Origin of the sequence: Sulfurimonas sp. (assembly GCF_016744025.1) — a bacterium.
Lineage (GTDB): Bacteria > Campylobacterota > Campylobacteria > Campylobacterales > Sulfurimonadaceae > Sulfurimonas.
In genome coordinates this window covers 1-20,379 of record NZ_JADGFC010000019.1, presented here as the reverse complement: position 1 = coordinate 20,379, position 20,379 = coordinate 1, and the positions used below count along the sequence as shown (strand labels likewise).

20 protein-coding genes are annotated in these 20,379 nt (G+C 33.0%); 9 read left to right on the top strand and 11 right to left on the bottom strand.

Going from position 1 to position 20,379, the window contains the following annotated elements; translation table 11 throughout:
* Position 1: 1 nt before the first annotated feature.
* The gene (topA, locus tag QZZ48_RS04670; protein ID WP_294962451.1) at positions 2-2,236 is read right to left on the bottom strand and encodes a type I DNA topoisomerase; all 2,235 of its coding nucleotides are present in this window, start codon (positions 2,234-2,236) and stop codon (positions 2-4) included.
* Between the two features lie 201 nt (positions 2,237-2,437).
* Here topA and QZZ48_RS04665 point away from each other — a divergent pair, with 201 nt between their 5' ends.
* The 3 genes from QZZ48_RS04665 (at position 2,438) to QZZ48_RS04655 (ending at position 8,016) form a co-directional block, all read left to right on the top strand.
* Entirely contained in the window at positions 2,438-4,174 is a 1,737-nt protein-coding gene (locus QZZ48_RS04665; RefSeq protein ID WP_294962449.1) for a flagellin, read from the top strand.
* Positions 4,175-4,314: 140 nt separating this feature from the next.
* Positions 4,315-6,117 carry a flagellin gene (locus tag QZZ48_RS04660; protein WP_294962447.1) on the top strand — a complete coding sequence of 601 codons (1,803 nt, stop codon included), beginning with the start codon at positions 4,315-4,317 and terminating at the stop codon, positions 6,115-6,117.
* A 21-nt stretch (positions 6,118-6,138) separates the two neighbouring features.
* Entirely contained in the window at positions 6,139-8,016 is a 1,878-nt protein-coding gene (locus tag QZZ48_RS04655; RefSeq protein WP_294962445.1) for a 6-hydroxymethylpterin diphosphokinase MptE-like protein, read from the top strand.
* Here QZZ48_RS04655 and pseI read toward each other — a convergent pair.
* From pseI to pseC, 6 genes are read right to left on the bottom strand one after another with little or no spacing between them, the layout of a single operon-like run.
* Complete coding sequence (pseI, locus tag QZZ48_RS04650) at positions 8,011-9,036, bottom strand: pseudaminic acid synthase (RefSeq protein ID WP_294962444.1); 1,026 nt, start codon at positions 9,034-9,036, stop codon at positions 8,011-8,013. The genes QZZ48_RS04655 and pseI overlap by 6 nt on opposite strands.
* A complete protein-coding gene (locus tag QZZ48_RS04645) occupies positions 9,023-9,745 on the bottom strand; it encodes a WbqC family protein (protein WP_294962442.1) in 723 nt (240 codons plus the stop codon). The genes pseI and QZZ48_RS04645 overlap by 14 nt, the downstream gene beginning before the upstream one ends.
* Positions 9,742-10,407, bottom strand: a complete 666-nt coding sequence (locus QZZ48_RS04640; protein ID WP_294962440.1) for a class I SAM-dependent methyltransferase — start codon at positions 10,405-10,407, stop codon at positions 9,742-9,744. Before QZZ48_RS04640 ends, QZZ48_RS04645 begins: the two co-directional genes overlap by 4 nt.
* Positions 10,394-11,305, bottom strand: a complete 912-nt coding sequence (gene pseG / locus QZZ48_RS04635; RefSeq protein WP_294962439.1) for a UDP-2,4-diacetamido-2,4,6-trideoxy-beta-L-altropyranose hydrolase — start codon at positions 11,303-11,305, stop codon at positions 10,394-10,396. Before pseG ends, QZZ48_RS04640 begins: the two co-directional genes overlap by 14 nt.
* On the bottom strand, positions 11,305-12,000 hold the full coding sequence (gene pseF, locus QZZ48_RS04630; RefSeq protein ID WP_294962437.1) for a pseudaminic acid cytidylyltransferase: 696 nt from the start codon (positions 11,998-12,000) through the stop codon (positions 11,305-11,307). The genes pseG and pseF overlap by 1 nt, the downstream gene beginning before the upstream one ends.
* Complete coding sequence (gene pseC, locus QZZ48_RS04625; protein WP_294962435.1) at positions 11,997-13,127, bottom strand: UDP-4-amino-4,6-dideoxy-N-acetyl-beta-L-altrosamine transaminase; 1,131 nt, start codon at positions 13,125-13,127, stop codon at positions 11,997-11,999. The genes pseF and pseC overlap by 4 nt, the downstream gene beginning before the upstream one ends.
* Before the next feature lie 167 nt (positions 13,128-13,294).
* Between pseC and fliD the strand changes: the two genes are divergently transcribed.
* From fliD to QZZ48_RS04610, 3 genes are all read left to right on the top strand, one after another.
* Entirely contained in the window at positions 13,295-14,761 is a 1,467-nt protein-coding gene (gene fliD, locus QZZ48_RS04620) for a flagellar filament capping protein FliD (RefSeq protein WP_294962433.1), read from the top strand.
* A gap of 97 nt (positions 14,762-14,858) precedes the next feature.
* The gene (gene fliS / locus QZZ48_RS04615) at positions 14,859-15,236 is read left to right on the top strand and encodes a flagellar export chaperone FliS (RefSeq protein WP_294962432.1); all 378 of its coding nucleotides are present in this window, start codon (positions 14,859-14,861) and stop codon (positions 15,234-15,236) included.
* On the top strand, positions 15,223-15,477 hold the full coding sequence (locus QZZ48_RS04610) for a hypothetical protein (protein WP_294962430.1): 255 nt from the start codon (positions 15,223-15,225) through the stop codon (positions 15,475-15,477). The genes fliS and QZZ48_RS04610 overlap by 14 nt, the downstream gene beginning before the upstream one ends.
* Here the strand turns inward: QZZ48_RS04610 and QZZ48_RS04605 are convergent.
* Positions 15,472-16,182: an SDR family oxidoreductase gene (locus QZZ48_RS04605; RefSeq protein ID WP_294962428.1), complete on the bottom strand. Its 711-nt coding sequence runs from the start codon at positions 16,180-16,182 to the stop codon at positions 15,472-15,474. The two genes, QZZ48_RS04610 and QZZ48_RS04605, sit on opposite strands and share 6 nt — an antisense overlap.
* Positions 16,183-16,214: 32 nt before the next feature.
* Between QZZ48_RS04605 and QZZ48_RS04600 the strand changes: the two genes are divergently transcribed.
* Genes QZZ48_RS04600 through QZZ48_RS04590 form a run of 3 tightly spaced genes read left to right on the top strand, consistent with a single transcriptional unit; the run spans position 16,215 to position 18,343 of the window.
* A complete protein-coding gene (locus QZZ48_RS04600; RefSeq protein WP_294962427.1) occupies positions 16,215-17,042 on the top strand; it encodes an HAD-IIB family hydrolase in 828 nt (275 codons plus the stop codon).
* A gap of 36 nt (positions 17,043-17,078) precedes the next feature.
* Positions 17,079-17,885: a D-hexose-6-phosphate mutarotase gene (locus tag QZZ48_RS04595; RefSeq protein ID WP_294962425.1), complete on the top strand. Its 807-nt coding sequence runs from the start codon at positions 17,079-17,081 to the stop codon at positions 17,883-17,885.
* Between the two features lie 20 nt (positions 17,886-17,905).
* Positions 17,906-18,343, top strand: coding sequence for a PaaI family thioesterase (locus tag QZZ48_RS04590; protein ID WP_294962424.1), 438 nt, complete (start codon positions 17,906-17,908; stop codon positions 18,341-18,343).
* Positions 18,344-18,543: 200 nt separating this feature from the next.
* Here QZZ48_RS04590 and QZZ48_RS04585 read toward each other — a convergent pair whose 3' ends face one another.
* Genes QZZ48_RS04585 through QZZ48_RS04575 form a run of 3 tightly spaced genes read right to left on the bottom strand, consistent with a single transcriptional unit; the run spans position 18,544 to position 20,175 of the window.
* Entirely contained in the window at positions 18,544-19,317 is a 774-nt protein-coding gene (locus tag QZZ48_RS04585; protein ID WP_294962422.1) for a lytic murein transglycosylase, read from the bottom strand.
* The gene (murU, locus tag QZZ48_RS04580; protein WP_294962420.1) at positions 19,310-19,981 is read right to left on the bottom strand and encodes an N-acetylmuramate alpha-1-phosphate uridylyltransferase MurU; all 672 of its coding nucleotides are present in this window, start codon (positions 19,979-19,981) and stop codon (positions 19,310-19,312) included. Before murU ends, QZZ48_RS04585 begins: the two co-directional genes overlap by 8 nt.
* Positions 19,978-20,175 carry a hypothetical protein gene (locus QZZ48_RS04575; protein ID WP_294962418.1) on the bottom strand — a complete coding sequence of 66 codons (198 nt, stop codon included), beginning with the start codon at positions 20,173-20,175 and terminating at the stop codon, positions 19,978-19,980. Before QZZ48_RS04575 ends, murU begins: the two co-directional genes overlap by 4 nt.
* Positions 20,176-20,379 lie beyond the last annotated feature (204 nt).

The following is a 20,379-nucleotide window of genomic DNA, read 5'->3' as shown; positions in this document are numbered from 1 at the left end:
TCTATTTTGCCTCTTTAGCTTCTTCTTCTCTTGGAGTTCTAGTTTTACACTTTACACATTCATAAACATCTTTATTTCTGTAAGTTCTCTCAGCAAGAACTCCTTTACAATCTTTTTCACTACACTTAATTTTTGTAGGCTCAAACTTAGAAATAAACTTACAATCAGGATAATTTGCACAACCCCAGAAAGGTCCACGTCTTGAGTTTTTAAGACTTACTTCTCCACCACAATCAGGGCAAGGTGCTTCACTTACTTGGCTCTCAACGTCAATGCTTTTAGTGTTTTTACAATCAGGATAATCACTACATGCTAGAAATTGACCATTTCTACCATTTTTGATAACCATTTCTTTTCCACATTTATCACACTTTTCGTCTGCTGTTTCTTCTTTCTTTTCTACTATATTACCTTCTTCATCACACTGCTCTGTATATTTACACTTTGGAAAACCGCTACAAGCGATAAAGTTTCCAAAACGGCCAGAACGTAAAAGTAGCTCACTCTCTCCACACTTTGGACAAGTTCTTCCTAGTGGTTTTGCAAGTTTTAGTGAAACTATTTTTTCTTTACCTTCTGCAACTTGTTCCATAAAAGGAAAATAAAATTCACTAAGAAGCTGTTGCCAATCATTTTTACCATCAGAAATTTCATCAAGTTTTTCTTCCATATTTGCAGTAAAAGAAATATCTACTATGTTAGCAAAGTTTTTCTCTAACATATCAGTTACAGTAAATGCCATCTCAGTAGGAATGATTTGTTTCTTCTCAATAGTCACATAAGTACGACCACTAAGAGTTGCAATAGTTGGAGCGTAAGTAGATGGACGACCAACTCCCTCAGACTCAAGCTTTTTAATAAGAGATGCTTCAGAATATCTTGCTGGAGGCTCAGTAAAGTGTTGTTCAGGTTTGATGCTTTGAATATCAGCAGAGTCACCCTCTTTTAGAGTTGGAAGAAGTTTATCTTTATCTTCTGCTCCTGTAACTGCATAAAAACCATCAAAAATTAGTTTTCTACCACTTGCTCTATACTCGTTTTCATTACCTTTAAAGATGATACTTTGTTGTTCAAACATAGCGTCATTCATTTGACAAGCCATAAATCTTTCATATATAAGACGATAAAGTTTAATCTCATCGGCCTTTAAAAAACTTTGTGCAACTTCTGGAGAGAAGTGAAGCATCGTAGGACGGATAGCCTCGTGAGCCTCTTGTGCACCTTTAGATTTTTTACCATAAACTTTTGGCTCATCTGGAAGATACTTTTTACCGTATCTACTTTCAATGATTCCACGAACTGCACCAACAGCTTCCCCAGCCATGTTAAGTGAGTCAGTTCTCATATATGTAATAACACCAGAAGTTCCATCTGGAGTTTTAACACCTTCATAAAGAGCTTGAGCTACCATCATAGTCTTTTTAGGAGTAAATCCTAGTTTGCTAGATGCAGTCTGTTGAAGTGTTGAAGTCATGAATGGTGGAGGAGTTGATGTCTTTCTCTGTTTAGTCTCTATTTTTGAGATAAAAAATGAATCATCATTAACACTTTTTGTGATTGAATCTGCACTAACTTTGTTCTCAATAGATAATTTTGTAAGTTTATCTCCCTTATGTGTTATAAGAGTGGCATCTATATCTTTTTTAAATATTGTATCTATTGACCAGTACTCAACAGGAATAAATGCTTTAATCTCTCTTTCACGATCTACTACAAGTTTAAGAGTTGAAGATTGAACACGACCACCTGAAAGACCTTTTTGAATCTTAGATGCTAATAGAGGAGAAAGTTTATAACCAACAACACGGTCAAGCATACGACGAGCTTGTTGAGCATTTACCATATTCATATCTATCTTACGAGCAGATTCAAGGGCATGATTGATTGCTGTTTTAGTAATCTCATGAAAAACAATACGAGGAAGTTCCTCAGGATCTTTTTTAATAGCATGTGCAATATGCCAACCGATAGCTTCACCCTCGCGGTCCTCATCGGTCGCGATATAGATAATGTCAGCTTTTTTGGCTAAAGCTTTTATCTCTTTGACTGTGGGAGCATTTTCTTTAGCAACACTGTAAGCAGGAATAAGTTGATTATCTTCGTCCACTGTAATTCCAAAACGTGATTTTGGTAAATCACGAATATGACCTTTAGAAGCAATAACTTCATAATCTTTGCCTAAAAAGTTCTTTATAGTCCTAGCTTTTGCGGGTGACTCGACGATAATTAAATTCAAATAATTTCCCTATATTATAGTATAGTAAGTGTTTTTAGTTTTGGAAGTGTATCAAAATAAGTTTAAATAGTGAAAATTATAAAAGATTTGCAAATTTATTAAAGTTATTTATATGAGTGCCGATTTAGTTAACATCTGGCAAGGAAGCCAAGATAAAAAACTTAAAAGAGCGAAAGGCTCTTCCATAAAAAAGGATTTATTATGGGATTTAGAATTAATACAAATGTAGCTGCGATGAATGCGCACAGAAATGCAGGTCAAAATAATGTTTCTCTTGACAAAAGTTTACAAAGCTTAAGTTCAGGTTTACGTATCAATACAGCAGCAGATGATGCTTCTGGTCTTGCTATTGCAAATCAACTAAGAGCTCAGTCTACTGGTCTTGGTCAAGCAATTAACAATGCAAATGATGGTGTCGGTGTTGCTCAAACGGCTGATGGTGCTCTTGAAGAGTATGAAAATATCGTAAATACTGTTAGAACTAAAGCAATTCAAGCTGCTTCTGATGGTCAAAATTCAGATTCTAGATCTGCTATTCAAAATGATATTGATAAACTTCTTGAAGAAGCTCAAAATATCGCTACAACAACTTCGTTTAATGGTCAACAACTTCTAGATGGTACTTACCAAAACAAAGCGTTCCATATTGGTGCTTATAAAGATGAAACAGTTGATATGAGTATTTCTAGTACTCAAACTAATGCTGTTGGGTCTCACGTAAACAACGAAGCTGCTAATAGTGTAAATGACGATCCTACAAATCGTGTTGCTTCTGTAGCCTTTGATAGTACTTTTGCTATTAACGGTGTAGCAACAGGTGTAAGTTCAGCTAGTACAGTAGCAGGTGATAATACTGTAGCTCACTCAGCAGGTTCAGCTTGGGCAAAAGCTTCAGCTATTAATAGTGTTGAAACAGCAACAGGTGTACATGCAACTGCTAAAACTGATGTAGCCGGTGTTAATGTTAATGCTGGTAGCCTTACAGCTGGTGATTTAGTTATCAATGGTGTTGATATAGGATCACTTAATGTAGATGTTAGTGATGTAAGTAACACACTAATGAATGCTATTAACAAACAATCAGAAGAAACAGGTGTAGTAGCTACACATGATGGTGCTAAAATGTCACTTACATCTAATGATGGTAGTACAATCAAAATTTCAACTGCAAATCAATCTCAAGCTATTACAGGTCTAGGCCTAACAGGAGAGACTCAAACTACTGGTTCAACTAATGTTGCTGCTGCTACTCTTGCTGCAGGCGATTTAACAATCAATGGTGTAGACATTGGTCCAGTTGTAGTTGCAGCTAATGATGGTACAAATACTTTAGTTGGTGCTATTAACGCTAAATCAGCTGAAACAGGTGTAACTGCTGTAAATGATAATGGTAAAATGGTGCTTTCTAGTGCAGAAGCAGTAAGTATTACTACGGCTAATAACTCTGAAGCTTCTACAGGTTTAAGTGCTGGACAAGCTGGAACTATTGTTCCTGTTGATGGAGATCAGTTTAATGCTGGTAAACTTACTTTAACTGCTCCTAAAGATGTTAGGGTTCAAGAAAGTGCTACAGGTTCATCTGGATTTGGTAAAGCATCTGAAACTTTTACTGTAAGTAGTGGACATGCTATTGATCAGTCTGATGTAACAACTAGAGAAGCGGCAAATAACACTATTTTAACAATGGATATTGCTCTTAAAGATCTAGATAAAATTCGTTCAAACATAGGTTCTACTCAGAATCAACTTGAATCAACTGTTCGTAATATATCTGTTACTCAGGTAAATGTTGCAGCAGCTGAATCTCAGATTCGTGATGTTGACTTCGCAGCTGAGTCTGCAAACTTTGCAAAACACAATATTTTAGCTCAGTCTGGTTCATATGCTATGAGTCAAGCTAATGCTGTTCAGCAAAATGTAATGAGACTTTTACAGTAGTAAATTTTCTCATACTTTTGGTACCAAAGATTTATTCTTTGGTACCTTTCTTCCCTCCTCTTTCTTACTTCAATTTATCTTAAAAAAACTTGGCATACAATTTGCTTTGATTCATAAAACATCCAAAAAAAGGATTTATTATGGGTTTTAGAATTAACACAAACATCGCGGCAATGAATGCTCACAGAAATTCAGCAAAGACGAATGGAAACTTAGATAAAAGTTTACAAAGTTTAAGTTCAGGTCTACGTATTAACACCGCAGCAGACGATGCTTCAGGTCTTGCTATTGCCAATAGCTTACGTGCCCAAGCATCTGGATTAGGTCAAGCTATCAATAATGCAAATGATGGTATTGGCGTTACACAAACGGCTGATGGTGCTCTTGAAGAGTACGAAAATATTGTAAATACTGTTAGAACTAAAGCAATCCAAGCTGCTTCCGATGGTCAAAATACAGATTCTAGAGCTGCTATTCAAAGAGATATTGATAAATTAGTTGAAGAAGCTCAAAATATTTCTACAACAACTTCATTTAATGGTCAAAAACTTCTTGATGGTAGTTTCCAAAATAAATCTTTCCATATTGGTGCCTATAAAGATGAAACTGTAAATGTTAGTATTGCAAGTACTCAAACTAATGCTATTGGTGCTCATGCAAATGAAGAAGGAGTGGGTGGTATCAACAAAGGTGTTGTGAATTCAGCTGCTAGTCTTAGTGTTGCTGCTTTAGCTTTTGATAGAACATTTTCCGTTAATGGTATTGAAACTGGTATTAGTACTCCTGCTAGTGCTGATTCTGGAGATAATATTGAAGCTCACTCGGCGGGTTCTGCTTGGGCAAAAGCTTCTGCTATTAATAGTATTGAAAATGCAACAAATGTTCACGCTACAGCAGAGACAATTATTACAGGTTCCAATGTTAAAGGTGGAATGATTAGTTCAGGTGATTTGGTGATCAATGGTATTGATATTGGAGAAATTGCTATAAAAGTAAGTGATGCTAATAATAGTGTAATGAATGCGATTAATAATAGATCAGAAGAAACAGGTGTAATAGCTACTCATGATGGTGCTAAAATTGTTTTAACGTCAAATGATGGTAGTGAAGTTCATATAAAAACTAATAATAAATCTCAGGGTATTACAGGTTTAGGTAGGCCAGGAGATACATATACTGGAGACTCAGACGTAATTGCTGGTAATCTAGCTGCTGGTGATTTAAAGATCAACGGTATAGATATTGGACCTGTAATCATAGCCGCAGGCGATACTGGAGCAGCTCCTGCGAATCCAGATGGAACAACTGCTGGCCCAGCTAGAACATATACTAACCTAATGCAAGCTATTAATGATAAGAGTGAAGAAACAGGTGTAACTGCGTCTCATGATGGTGCAAAAATGGTACTTAAATCTGAAGATAGAAGTCTTATTAATATAGAAACTGAAAATAATTCTGAGGCTATCACAGGTTTAAGCAAAGGTTTAGAAGCTGAAGTAGTAGATGGTGACCAATATAATTCAGGTAAGATAACTCTTACTTCTGCTAATTCAATTGATATTAAAGAAGGAAAAGAGGGTACATCAGGTTTTGGTGATATGGATTCAACTATGTCAGTTGGTGTAGGTAACCCTGTAGCTGACTCTGATGTTACAACTAGAGCAGCAGCAGAAGATACTATTATGATTATGGATCATGCTCTTCAGGCTCTTGATCAAATTCGTTCAGAAATAGGTTCTACTCAGAATCAACTTGAATCAACTATCCGTAATATATCTGTTACTCAGGTAAATGTTTCAGCAGCTGAATCTCAAATTCGTGATGTTGACTTCGCGGCTGAATCTGCAAACTTTGCTAAAAATAATATTCTAGCTCAGTCTGGTTCATATGCTATGAGTCAAGCTAATGCTGTTCAGCAAAACGTACTAAAACTTCTACAATAGTAGAGGTTTTAGGATAAAGTTTTGGGTATTTATGAAAATAATCTTTTAGCTTTATCCAAAAATGATAAAGTTTTAAAACAAACACTGCAAGAAATATCAACAAATACTAACTTTGAAATCTTTTTAGCCCAAGATGCTAGTGTAGATTCTACCAATATTATAGACATTAGAGACTCCACCTCCATATATATAACTCAAGCAAATCAAGAGATAATAAAAAAACTCCAAGAGTTCCAAGAGTATGAAAACTATCCATATCTTTATTTTTTTGGTATTGGAAATGGAAGCTTTTATAAAAAACTTCTTGAAAATAAAAATCATCAATGCATAATGATTTTTGAGCCAGAGATAGAATTAATATATATAGCTTTAAATCTCATTGATTTTTCTAAAGAGATAATTGAGAAAAGATTAGTCATTAATTTATCATCAACTATAGATAATGCTTATCTGTTAAAGAGTTTTTTAAATAACTCAAAGTTTTATCTAAAAGTTCATAGGTTTCATATTTACTCAGAGTTTTATGATAAATATATGGATGAGATAAATAGAATTAACTCTTCAATGATAGATGGACTTAGACAAGCCCTAGTAACACTTGGTAATGATGTTGATGATCTTTTAATTGGTCTAGAACAATCTCTAGATAATTTTCCAAATATGATAAAGAGCGCCACATTACAAGAGTTAATTAAAAAATCATCAAACACAAAATTAGCAGTTATAGTGGCTACTGGTCCATCATTAGAAAAACAACTTCCTCTCTTAAAAAAGATGCAAGATCATATAACTATATTATCTTTAGATGCAAGCTTTAGAATATTGGTTAATTATGGAATAAAACCTGATATTGTTTTTTCATTAGAGAGAATAAAGTTTGTTGAAGACTTTTTCAAAGATATCTCATCTGCGTTATGTAAAGATGTAATTTTCGAGTTTCCTTCTTTAGCCCATAAAGATGCCATTAAAGCAGTTTCTTCAGAGATGAACTATTATATGAGAAGAGACTTTTACAATAAGTTTTTTGAACTAGATGATTGGGGTTACCTCTCTGGTGGTTCAAGTGTCGCAAATATAGCTTATAACTTCGCTACGAAATGTGACTTTAAAAATATTGTTCTGATTGGTCAAGATCTATCTTTTGCAGAAGATGGAACATCTCACTCAAAAAATCATTTTTTTGGAGAGGATGAGGTTTCAACTGATGAAACATACTGCAATCTTGAAGCCTATGGTGGCAATAAAAAATATGTAAAGACTACCTTTATCTGGAAAGTATTTTTAGACTTTTATGGTCTTCAAATTAAAGACTCAAAAACAGATACTTATAACTCTACTGAAGGTGGAGCAAGAATCCCAGGTACTTTAGAATTGCCTTTTAGAGATGTTTTAGATAAATTTACAGATAAAAGTAATACTAAAAATAAAATTGTTTTAAATAAACCATCTCAAGAAAGCTCTCTAAATTACTTAAAAAAACTGAAATCTAAAAAGCTTGAAGCCGTACAAATCGGTAAAAAAATGACTTTAGATGCCATGGAAGTTCTTCAAGGTTTAGATAACTTTTTATTAGAAACTAAAGATTTTAGTGAAGATGATATACAAGAGAAGATACAACTAAGTGAGCTTGAAGAGTTAATGACAAGTATAGACACTATTAAGGCAAAATATAATCTTGAACCTTTTGCTAGTCTTTATGCTCCACTTCTTAGTGCATCTATAGCAAACCATGAGTACGATACAGCCTGTGTTGTAGTTATGCGTGAAAACACAGAGTATACTAAAAAACTAAAACATATAAACTGGATAAGAGTTCAGTATAAATGGTTTTTAATACTCATTACAAATATAGACAAGATTGTAGGTATTTATCAAAAGAGTATTTCTAAAGATTTATAGTTTAAGCCTCTGGGCAAACTTGTAATTTTTAGATGCAATAGTGCCAAGAACATCTTTGAGGTGCTTTGGATGTAGTCCATATCCAGGTCTTACACTTTTGATATTTTCTAAAGTAAACTCTTCACCTTTTTTGATATCTTTGCAGGCATAAAGACTTCTAGAAAATCTTCTTGATTTTATTTTATTATCCGTCATAGTGTAGTCTACTTTTCCAAGTAGTTTCTCAGTTGCTCTTATGGCATCTACCATCTCTTTAAACTCTTTTTTATCAAGTGAAAAATCAGAATCAGGACCGCCTATAGACTTATCTAGTATAAAGTGTTTCTCTATAACTTTAGCACCAAGACTAACTGCAACTATGGGAGCTATAATTCCAAGAGTATGGTCGGAAAAGCCTGAAATAACACCAAATTTTCGAGCAAGGTCTGGAATAGTTTTTAGGTTTGCATCTTCAAGTGGAGCAGGGTATGAGCTTGTACATTTAAGTAAAACTATATCATCGTTTCCTGCATCTCTACAAATACCGACTGCATCTTCAATCTCATCTATAGTAGCGATGCCTGTGGAAATTATTATGGGTTTGTTTTTAGTAGCTGTATATCTTATAAGCTCATAATCTGTTATTTCAAATGAAGCTATTTTATAAGCACATGGGTCAAAGTCTTGTAAAAAATCTACAGCACTCTTATCAAAAGGTGTTGAAAATATATCTATACCAATCTCTCTAGCATAACTAAAGAGTTCTTTATGCCACTCCCAAGGTGTATATGCTTTTTCATAAAGTTCATAAAGTTTCTCTCCATCCCAAAGAGTTCCACCATTTATCATGAAGTCTTCATTGTCACTATTTAGAGTTATTGTGTCTGCTGTATAAGTTTGAAGCTTTATAGCATCCGCACCTACATCTTTTGCAGCTTTTATAGTGTCTAGTGCATTTTGTAAAGAGCCATTATGATTAGCACTTAATTCTGCAATGATATAAGTCTTTTTCCCATTAAGATCAAAATTACCTATCTTCATAACATCTCCCACTTTTTATAATTGATAACGCGTTTTTAAAGCCATTATTATACAACAAATCAACTATCCCTATATAGGTTAAAAAAGTCTCTCCAAGTTGCTCATACGAAGGATGAGAGTAGTTTTGGTATAGAAGTTTTATGGAGCTATCACTAAACTTAGAACTAAGTTCTTCTAAGTAGTTTTTAGAACCTATTGGAGAAATATAAGTAGCACATTTAAAATACTCACATATATCTAAAATAAGTTCGCCCTTTGTTTTATCAGAGCAATAAGATGTAGTTGAAAGTGTAATTACCTCAGTTTGTATACCTATTTTTTTTGCAATATTTGTAATTAGGTTTATATTGTAAAGGCTTAAAGAGTCTGTTTTAAAAAAAAGCAAATCTTTTAAAAATGGGTCAACTTCTTCAAAATAGTTTGCTTCTTTATAGTTTTGTTTTATGAAAGAGTATAACTTGTCTCTAAAATCATATTGTTTATAAGAGATTTTGGCATGTTCGATTGTGAGTGCATCTCTAGAATCTGTTTTTAAAATGGGAATAGAGAAAAGTTTTTCCTGATTACCTACTTTTAATTTATTTCTTGTCTGCCAACTTCTTTTACTTAACTGCACAGTATCTAAGAATATAAATTTATCAACACAGTCAATAAGATCAAAATAGCCTATCCAAGGATTAAATGTAGGCTGCATTATCGCAATTTTCAATGAATCTTTCCCCAGATAACGATATCGGCATTATTTACAATTGTATCTGAGTGAAGATTTTGATTATCAAGAGAAAAAACTTTAAAATTACTAAGATGGAGATGCTCTTTTAGTATGTCTATAAGTTCAAACTCTTGATAACATGTGCAAATAGCCCCATCTTCTCCCGTAATTGAGTCGTTTAGACGATAAGAGTTTTCTCCTAGCTTTTTTCCTTTGCCAAATCTAAAGTCTTTTATAGACCTTGCTCTTAGGAAAAAATCTGCATAATCTTTATATAGGTTTTTTTCTCGTGAGAGCTTTAAAAAATCTATAAACTCGTGTTTTGCTAAGTAGTTGATAATATTTGGAAGTAAAAATACATCAACGTTTAGATTTTGATGATTATTTATAAAACTAAGCATGTCCTGAGTATAAAAGGCACAAGAACTATTTGACTCATATAGTTTAAAGTTTTTATTTGCAAACTCTGTTAAAGTGGAGTCAATATCAACACCTATAATCTCATGATTATATTGATAAGGAAGTGATAGGTTATTTCCATTACTTGAGCCAAACTCTATAAACTTTTTACTTTCACAGTTTTCAAATCCCATATTAAAAAAGTATTTTACAAATGATTCATTTGGATATTTTAGGCCTTGTATATCACTGATTTTCATATTTACTTCCTAGTAATTGTTGGCAGTTTTTAAAAAGTACTTTTTCATTAAATTTCTTTAATGTCAAAAAGTTTTGATTTTTAAGGTACTTATAGATGTCATGTTGATTTTTTGCAGTTTTTATCGCTATAAATGCTAGATTCATAAAATATACTTCGTTTAAAATAACACTTGGGCTAACTATTGCAAAAGAGGATTTAGCCATAAGTTTTGCTATATTACTTGCATCTATATGTAGATGCAAGCCATCTCTTTTTTTAACATAATTTTTTAAAGATGATATATTTTTATTTGAAGAAGTTGTAACGATATGAACTTCTACATTCTTAAATGCTTTAAGAGTTTTTAAAACTCTTAAGCTTATATTACCAACATCTGATCCGCCCATAGCGAGAAAGATTGTTTTCTTTTTTGGAGCTTTTTTTCTTTTTTTTTCTTTTGCAAATTCATCTCGCAGTAGTGTATACTTACTTCCGCATCTAAGTTCACAATTCTTTGGAACTAAATTTTTATATCTCTTTAAATCAGCACCAAGATTAGGGTTTAACAATATATCGCACTGGTGTTTTTCGTAAGTATCATCAACTACAAATATTTTAACGCCTGTTTTTTCTTTTATATACATCTGTATTTTATAGTCTATTTTATAATGGTCAATAATTAGCATATCAATTTTTAGTTTTTTTATAAGTTTGAGTAACTCTTCTTTAGAATTTGATTTTAAAATCTCTAAGTTGTAACCGGCTTCTAAGACTTTATGATTGATATTACCTTTTAAATTTTTACAGGCAAAGCTAATGTTTGCTTTTTTGAACTCTTTAACTAGAACTAAATCACGCATGATATGACCAAGACCTATCTTAGAAGAAGAATCAGCACGTAAGAGAATGTTTGTCATTACTTCTTACTTTCTTGGAGTAACTGATATAGCATTTGGGCTCTCTCCCAGTCCTCAACTGTATCAATATCTTGAACTAAATGTCTAGGAAGAAGAATGGCAATACTATCTTTAGAGAACATGATTTCATCCGAGTTTTTATCTGTCTTACTCCAATAAAACTGCCCTGCATCTTGATACGCAACCTCTAAGTCTTGACTTCTACTTTGGTAATGCTCGGGCATAAACATTTGGCATCTACCATCTTTATCTAGTTTAAAAGTTCTTTGAATAGCAAAGGGCATACTAGTTGCAGAAAAACTATTTAGTGCATCACTGTTTTTTAGTTTTTCGTATCCTTGGATAAGAAACTCTTTTTGTAAAAGAGGTGCTGTTGCATATATTGTACAAATAAAGTCATACTCAAGACCTTGTGATTTTAAAAACTCTACTGCATGAAGTGTAACATCTGTAGTTCCAGTAATATCGTCTGAGAGTTCTTTTGGTCTTAAAAAAGGAACTTCTGCTCCATATTCTTTTGCAACTCTTGCAATCTCTTCATCATCTGTTGAGACAATAACCTTATCAAAGAGTTTAGATGCCATGGCCACTTCTATTGAGTAAGCAATCAGAGGTTTGTTAAAGAAGTCTTTTATATTTTTTTTTGGAATTCTTTTGCTTCCTCCGCGAGCAGGGATAATAGCTACAGCACTCATGATTTTTTTTGCTCTTTGTATTTAGTAAGTATTTCAAAAATAGTATCTGCTACAAATTTTGCTTCTTTTAGACTCATATTTTGATGGCACGGTATTGATATCTCAGACTTGTAAAAACTATCTGCAGTAGTTAGAGAAAAGTTACCAAATCGCTCTTTATAAAAACTGTTTTGATAAATCGGTTTGTAGTGAACCTGTACACCAAGTCCTCCCTCTTGAAGCTCTTTAAATATAGACTCTTTAAATGAATGAATTTTGGGGTCTAAAAGGATAGGATACAGATGATGTGAAGTTATATTTTTCTCTTTTTGTTTGATGATATTAAAAAGCTCTGCATCTTTGAATCTTTCATCGTAATAGAGTGCTATTTTATCTCTTGATTGTACAAATCTATCTAGTTTTTTAATCTGGGTAATTCCAAGTGAAGCTGCCATCTCTGTCATTCTAAAGTTATAACCTAAACTAAGCATATCAGAGTGCCATAACTCTTGTTTTAGTATTCCATGAGACCTAATAAGCCTTAGCTTTTTTGCATGCTCATCATTATCTGTCAAAACCGCTCCACCTTCACTAGTCGTTATTGGTTTTATGGCATGAAAACTAAAGATAGTCATATCAGAGAGCGAACCTATTTTTTTATCAGAGATGCTAGAACCAAGAGCATGAGATGCATCTTCAATTACAAGTAAGTTGTGTTTTTTAGCGAGTTTATGAATCTTTTCAATCTCAACAGCCTTCCCTGCAAAGTGTACAGGAACTATGGCTTTTGTTTTTGGAGTTATTAGTTGCTCTATTTTTTCTTCGTCTATATTTCCATCTTCTTTTACATCACACCATATTGGAATTGCACCAAGTTGGACAAACATATTTGAGGTAGATACAAAACTTATGGGACTTGTAATTATCTCATCCCCTGCATCTATGCAAGCAACTGAATAAGAACTAAAAAGAGCAGAGGTAGCAGAGTTGAAAGCTATAGCGTGTTTAGCTTTTGTATATTTACAAAGAGCAAGTTCGAACTCTGCAACTTTTTTACCCTGAGTAAGGTAGGGACTCTTTAAAACCTCTATAACTCCGTCGATATCATCTTGTTCTATCAGTTGAGTTGAGTAGTCTAGTCGGCTCATTTTGAAGTATTTCCTTTGGATTATGGAATTCTAATTGCTTCTTATTATAGCAAAATATACAAGTATTAATTTCTAAGAAATTTAGCTAAAAAAAGAATAGTTTTTGCCGATATTATAGTCATAAAGGCTATAATTATGAAAAGATTATAGTACGTAAAGGATTTATCATGGGTATTTCATCACTAGGAGTCGGTTCAAGCATACTTACTCAAGATGTTCTAGACCAGTTAAAGAGTGCTGATGAATCTAAATTTGTTGCACCTGTAGAGGCACGACTAAAGAGTGAAAACGCTAAGCTGCAGTCATTTCAAGTTTTAGAAGCTCATATGGATGCAGTGGGTCAAAGTCTAAATCCTCTAACTGGATACGGTATATTTGAATCTAGAATTACAAGTGCCAGTGATGACAAAGTTGTAGATATCTCTGCATCTAAAAATAGTGATGTACAAGATTTTACTCTTGATGTAACAAGTTTAGCGACTAAACAAATAAGTCAAAGTGCTTCTTTTTCTGCTAAAACATCTACTATCGCGACAGCTGATGGAAGTATGGACTTATCTATAGGAAAAGAAAAATTTACACTTGATTATAAATCTACTACAACTCTAAACGACTTCAAAGATATGATTAATAAAGAAGCTGGAGATACGCTTAAAGCTTCTATTGTTCAAATAGCAAAAAATGATTTTAGACTCTTCTTAATATCTGAGAGAACGGGTACAGGTCAAGAGATATCTATAGTTGACAATACAGTGATCAAAGAGACATTAAAACCTGAAGAAAAACTAGATAAAGAAGTCAAACTTGATAAAGATGGTAATCCTATAGAAGATGAAAAGATACTAAAAGCTGGTAATTTAAATGTTTCTCTTACAACAGGTATTCAAAGTGTGCAAAATGCAGTAGACGCTACTTTTAAGTTTAATGGACTGGAGATAACACGTAGTTCAAACATGATAAACGATCTTGCAAATGGACTGACAATTACCCTTCAAGATCTTGGAACTTCATCTGTGAGTGTTAGACAAGATAGAGAAACAATTGAAACTAGTATTGTAAATTTTATAGATAAATATAATTCTACTCTGTTTCAACTAAATGAAGATACTAGATCTAGTCAAGATAAATCTACACGTGGTGTTTTTTCAAGTAACTCTACAATAAGAGGTATGGAGAGCGCTATTATAAATGTCTTTTCTACTATTGGAGAAGGTGCTGGACGAATACAAGATTATGGGATTGAAGCTGATAAAAGTGGAAGACTTTCATTCAACGCTTCAAAGTTAAATAAAATGTTAGATGCAGACCCTGATAATGTAAAAGCTTTTTTAGCTGGAGGTGAATTTACAAGAATTGATGGTTCTAAAACAGAATTAAAAGGTGCATTTTCTGAAGTAGAAGAAGAGATAAATAAGTACAGTAAATATAATGCTATTTTAGATCAGTTTAAAAACTCGATAAATACTAGAGTTGATTCACTAGATGAACAAAAAGAAAAAGCTATTCAAAGACTAGAAGATAGATATGAAATAATGGGAAAAAGATTTTCAGCTTACGATGGTGTGATTAGTAAATTTAATAACGCATCAAATATGTTTGGACAGATGATAAGTACCGAAGCTGCTACAAATTAATATCAAAATTTAGATCAAAAACACTAAATAAATTCTTCAAGATGTCGATGTACTTGATATGAAACAAATAGACAAAGACGGGAAGAAAGGAATTAAAATGTACGGAAATAACGCACATAACATCTATGCACAAAATAACATCGGAATAGAGTCTCCGGCTAAACTTGTGGAGATGCTTTACGAAGGAGTTCTTCGGTTTAATGCTCAAGCAAAAAAGTCTATTAAAGATAAAGATGTAGAAAAAAAGATCTATTGGGCAAATCGTTCAATTGCTATTATAACAGAGCTTATTGCAACTCTTGACACAAAACAAGGTGGAGATGTTTCAAGCTATCTTATTGGTTTGTATAACTACCAAATTCAGTTGCTTTCAGGAGCTGTTTTAAATGATAGAATAGAAAATGTAGATGAAGTTAGTAATGTTTTTAAAGGTCTTTTAGAAGCATGGAGAGAAACTACAGATGTGGCTAACTGATTTTAAGATAGCAGTTGTAGAAGAAAATGTAGATGCTCTAGATAAACTTTTTGATAATGTTCCTCATTTCACCGAATTATCTGACATAGAAGAAGCTGTATATTTGCTAAAAGAAGCAATGGAGTTAGTTCAAACTCTAAAAGAAGACACAGCAGATAAAATGTCTCGAATCAGAAAAAATATAAACTTTTTAAAATCAACTCATGCTCCAGCTATCAAAAAGCTGGATATAAAACTATGAGTTTTTACTTTTTATACTCTTTTTAGAAATTCCAAACTTTAAACTTCTTATAGTGTACTCACTTATTACAGCACCTTTTCTCATACTTAGGATGTGTTCAACAGCATCTGCAATGTCAGATGCAAGCAATTTTTCTTCTTCTTTATCGCTTGTATCAAAACGAAGTTCATCATAAAAAGATGTTTGAGTCATATCTGGATTTATATTCGTAACACTAAGTCCACTCTTTCTAGTCTCCTCAAAAAGAGAATCACCAAAGGCTTTTAAACCAGCTTTTGTGGCACTATAGACGCCTGCAAATTTACTTGCTTTAATTGCTTCAATTGAGTTTATATTTATAAGATATCCATCATTGCTTTTTAGAGTTCTAAGTAGAGCATTAGTTAGAAGCATTGGTGCAGTAAGATTTAAAAAAGTCATATCAGTAATAGTTTTAGCACTTAACTCTTCATGTGGTGCAAACCTACCAAAACCTGCGCAATTTATGAGTATATTGGCACTTTCATCTTTGAGTGTTTTACAAAGTTTTAGAGTTGAGTCTTCATCTGCTAGATTTGCTTGGATGGCTTTAAAATGCGGTTTGTTAAACTCTGTATCTGTAATGCTTCTACTTATCCCTATAACTTCGTAGTCTAATTCTAGAAGTCTTTGACATATCTCTTTTCCTATCCCACTACTTGCACCTGTAACTATCGCTGTTAGCATTTATTTATTCCTATTTTAGTTATAATCTCAAGATGAAAAATATTTATATTACAGACCTTGACCATACTTTTTTGAAAAATGATTTATCTATTAGCGATTATACTAAAACTATTTGGAATTCTAAATCTACAAACTCTATTTTAAGTGTTGCAACTGCAAGAACATACAAAAAAACAGCACAGTTTTTAAAGGGCGTAGATATAAATGCTCCTATGATTTTACTTGATGGTGCATTAGTAGCGACTATGGATAAAAAGATAATTGACACGAAGTTCATAAGTAAAGAGATAGTTGATGTTATCATAAATGAAGGCGCTAAACTTGGCATCTATCCTTTTGTTTTGGCCTTGGCCGATCAAAACCTAAATGAAGCTTTTTTACACTCAAATATTTTAAATGTACATCAAAAAGAAGTTCTTACTCGTTACGTCAAAGAGGACAATCTTCAAGAGTGTAAAGATATTCGTGGAATGGATGAAAATTTTAAAGTTGTATATATGGGTGAAGAAAAACTTTTAGAAGAACTGAGTTCTTTTTTAGAGCAAATTTTTGGAAATTCACTAAAATTTATTTTAGCTCCAGAAGCTTATGTTGGTTGTTACTTTTTGACAATATTGCATAAAGATGCAGATAAATCTCACGGAATAAAGAGTATAAGCGAGTATAGTGATTTTGACCTCTCAAAACTTACTGTTTTTGGAGATAACTTTAATGACCTTGGTATGTTTGAGTTAGCAGGAATTTCGGTTGCAGTGGCCAATGCACAAGTAGAAGTTAAAAATGAGGCTGATATTGTTCTTGCTCATACAAATGATGAAGATGCAGTTGCAAAGTATCTTGAAGGCTTAAAATTTGCATAAAAAAATAGTTCTTATAAATCTATCATGGAGTTTTAAGTGATAGATATTATAGAAGTCTGTAATAACTCTGCATCTGCCAAGATTGCACTTCAAGGTGCTCATGTTTTTCACTACGCTAGAAAAGATGAAAAACCTCTTTTATGGCTTAGTGAGGTAAGTGACTTTAAAGAGGGAAAAGCTATCCGTGGTGGAGTTCCCATTTGTTGGCCAGCTTTTGGAATGAATAACCCAAATTTGCCTCAACATGGCTTTGCAAGAACAAGTATGTTTAAACATGTAAGTACAAAAGACTTAGATGCCAATACAACAGAAGTTATACTCATTTTAAAGCACTCACAAGAGACATTAACTCTCTGGCCATACAAGTTTGAACTAGAGCTAAAAGTAATAGTCTCAGACAAGCTCACGATGGAACTTAGCACAAAAAATATAGATGATAAAACTTTTAAAATAACTCAAGCACTTCATACATACTTTGGAGTTTCGCATATCTCAGATGCTAAGATAAAAGGACTTGATAAAAAGCCATATCTAGATGCTCTAACAAATGAGCATTTAACTCAAAACGGAGATATTTTCTTTGAAGAAGAAGTTGATAGAGTTTACCAAGAAGTGAATTCAGAGATTTTACTAAGAGATAAAGACAGAACTATCAGTATTAAAAATGAAGGTTCATCATCAGTAGTAGTTTGGAACCCTTGGATAGAAAAAGGCAAAAGAATGAGTGCTATGAAAGATGAGGCTTATAATGATTTTGTCTGCATCGAATCAGCAAATGCCTTTGAAGATTTTGTAGAGATTAAACCAAACAATAGTCACACTTTAAAAGCAGTAATAGCTTAAAAACAAAGAGAGTAATAAATATGAGTCAAACATTAGAAATAGAAGAACTTTTACGTGAAATCCATGGAGATGATTTAGAAGATCTTCTTTTACCGCCACCAAGTTATACAGCGATGCAGTGTGAATTAGTAGAATTTGATAAAGAAAATTCTACTCTTACAACAAAGATACCTGTTCTGGAGTCTTGGTTAAATCCATACGCAACAATGCAAGGTGGAATGATTGTCGCGGCAATTGACAATACTCTTGGACCACTTAGTATTCTTCTAGCTCAAAAAAATATGACAATAAATTTAGAGTCAAAGTTTAAAAAACCGGTTACTATGGACTTAGAATATATCTACGTTACAGCATCTTTAGTTGAGAGTAAAAAAAGAGCACTTATCTTTGAGGTAGTTGTTAAAGATAAAGAAGACAATATTTACATAACTGCTAAAGTAATTAACTTAATCGTTTAGTTACTTTTATTTAGAAGTAGGTTTGAGTCATAAGCCAGCCTCAAAACACCTATTGCGTAGTTTGATGAGTTGTTATATCTTAGAATCTTTTTAGCATATTTTTTAAGATAAGTTAAATCATTTTTCTTACAAGTAAAACACTTGTACTTTTTCCCATGTTTGCTTTTAGAGTGAACAAGTGAAGCATTATCATACTTATGTTAAAAAGCATACCAAGATGATTCTACTTTTGGTAGGTTTGGCATCTTCTTCCACTCTATTAGTTTGGAAAAGTTTGCTTTTTTATGAAGAAATTTACTTGCAGACACTATGGCATCTTCCATCTTTGTAAGATCAGCATGTTTAGATTTGTAGCTATCTGTATATACAAAACTGTTTGGCATAAACTGAGGTATTCCCACTGCTCCTGCATAAGAACTAGGAAGGTTACAAGATTCAGGTTTTACACCTTTTTTATAGCAGTGTGTAATGATAGAAACCATGTTAGTTTTACCCATCTTAAGTAGCCACTTTTGGCGTGAAGTCTTTGCTTTAGTTCTAACAACCATAGTATTAAAAACTATAAAAGCATCGTGAGTTGGTTTTATCTTTCCAAGCTTTGTCTCTTTCATAAGAATAGCTGCGATTATCTCACGATTTACACCGTATTTCTTCTCGCTATGATCATAAACTTCTTTGTACTTTTTTAAATGTTTTACCATGTCTGGAACATATTTTACTAAGACATTATTGGCTTTTTTTTCGCTCTTTTTATGAGTAGTTATATGACGAGGTTGAAGATATTTCCAACTGACTTCATCATACTTTTTAGTTTTAAAATAAGAGAGTAAAAACTTGTTTGCATACTTGTACGAGACACCATTTTTTACAACTTTTTTACAGACATCTATATAGTCTTTATTATCAAATTCACAGTTTGTATATTTTGCCGATAGCGTAGTCGCTATTAGGGCAGCTAAAAGTAGTTTAATCATTATTAATATTTTCCAAATTTATATTTTTTAATCTTTGTGGTGTACCGATGTCATGCCACATATTTTTATATACTTCACCAGTAACTTTTCTATTTTTTATTTTTTCTCTAAGCAGTGGAGCTAAAGCAGATTTTCCATACTCTAACTCACTAAAGAGTTTTGGGCTGTAGTAGCCTATTCCTGAGAAGGTGTATTTTATATCTGCATCGTTTAAAACAAGATTGTCTTTTAGGGCAAAAGCACCGCTTAAATTATGTTTAGGGTTTGGCACTAAGATAAGGTGCGCAAGTTTCCCCTCTAGTTTAAACTCACAATCAAAATTGTAGTCACAAAAAACATCTCCATTTACAACTAAAAAAGGCTCATTCCCTAAAAGTGGCAAAGCTTTAACAATTCCACCAGCACTCTCTAGTGCTCCTTCGTTTTGTTCATCTGAGTATCTTATATTAACTCCATATTTTGAACCATCACCAATTATCTCAGGTATTTTATATCCTAAATGAGCGATGTTTATTATTATCTCTTTAAATCCACAACTTGCTAATTTTTCTAGATGCCAAACTATAAGAGGCTTGCCATGAACTTCTAAAAGTGGTTTTGGAAGAGAGTCTGTTAGAGGTTTCATTCTCTCACCACGACCAGCTGCAAGTATCATCGCTCTCATTGAACTTCTTTTAAAAGTTCTGCAAGCTCTTGAGTCTCGGTGTATCTACTCGCTGCATCTATAGTGTACTTGAGTGTAAGTGGTATATCTTTTAGGTAGCCGTCTTTGCCATCACGAAGATAAAGTCTAGAGAAGATGCCAAGCACTTTTATATGTCTTTGCATTCCCATAAAATCAAACCATTTTAAAAACACTTTATCGCTTGCATCTAGACCTTTTTTATCTCGAAACTCTAAAACAAGTTTTTCTATCTCTTCTCTGCTGTACTCAATGTAACAATCTTTAAGAAGTGAAACTAAAGACTTAATTAAAAAAACGGGGGTTTAAAAACTCGCTTTTTTTGATAATTGACCAAATAATAATCTACTAAATTTAACTTCAAGCTTTTACTCAAACCT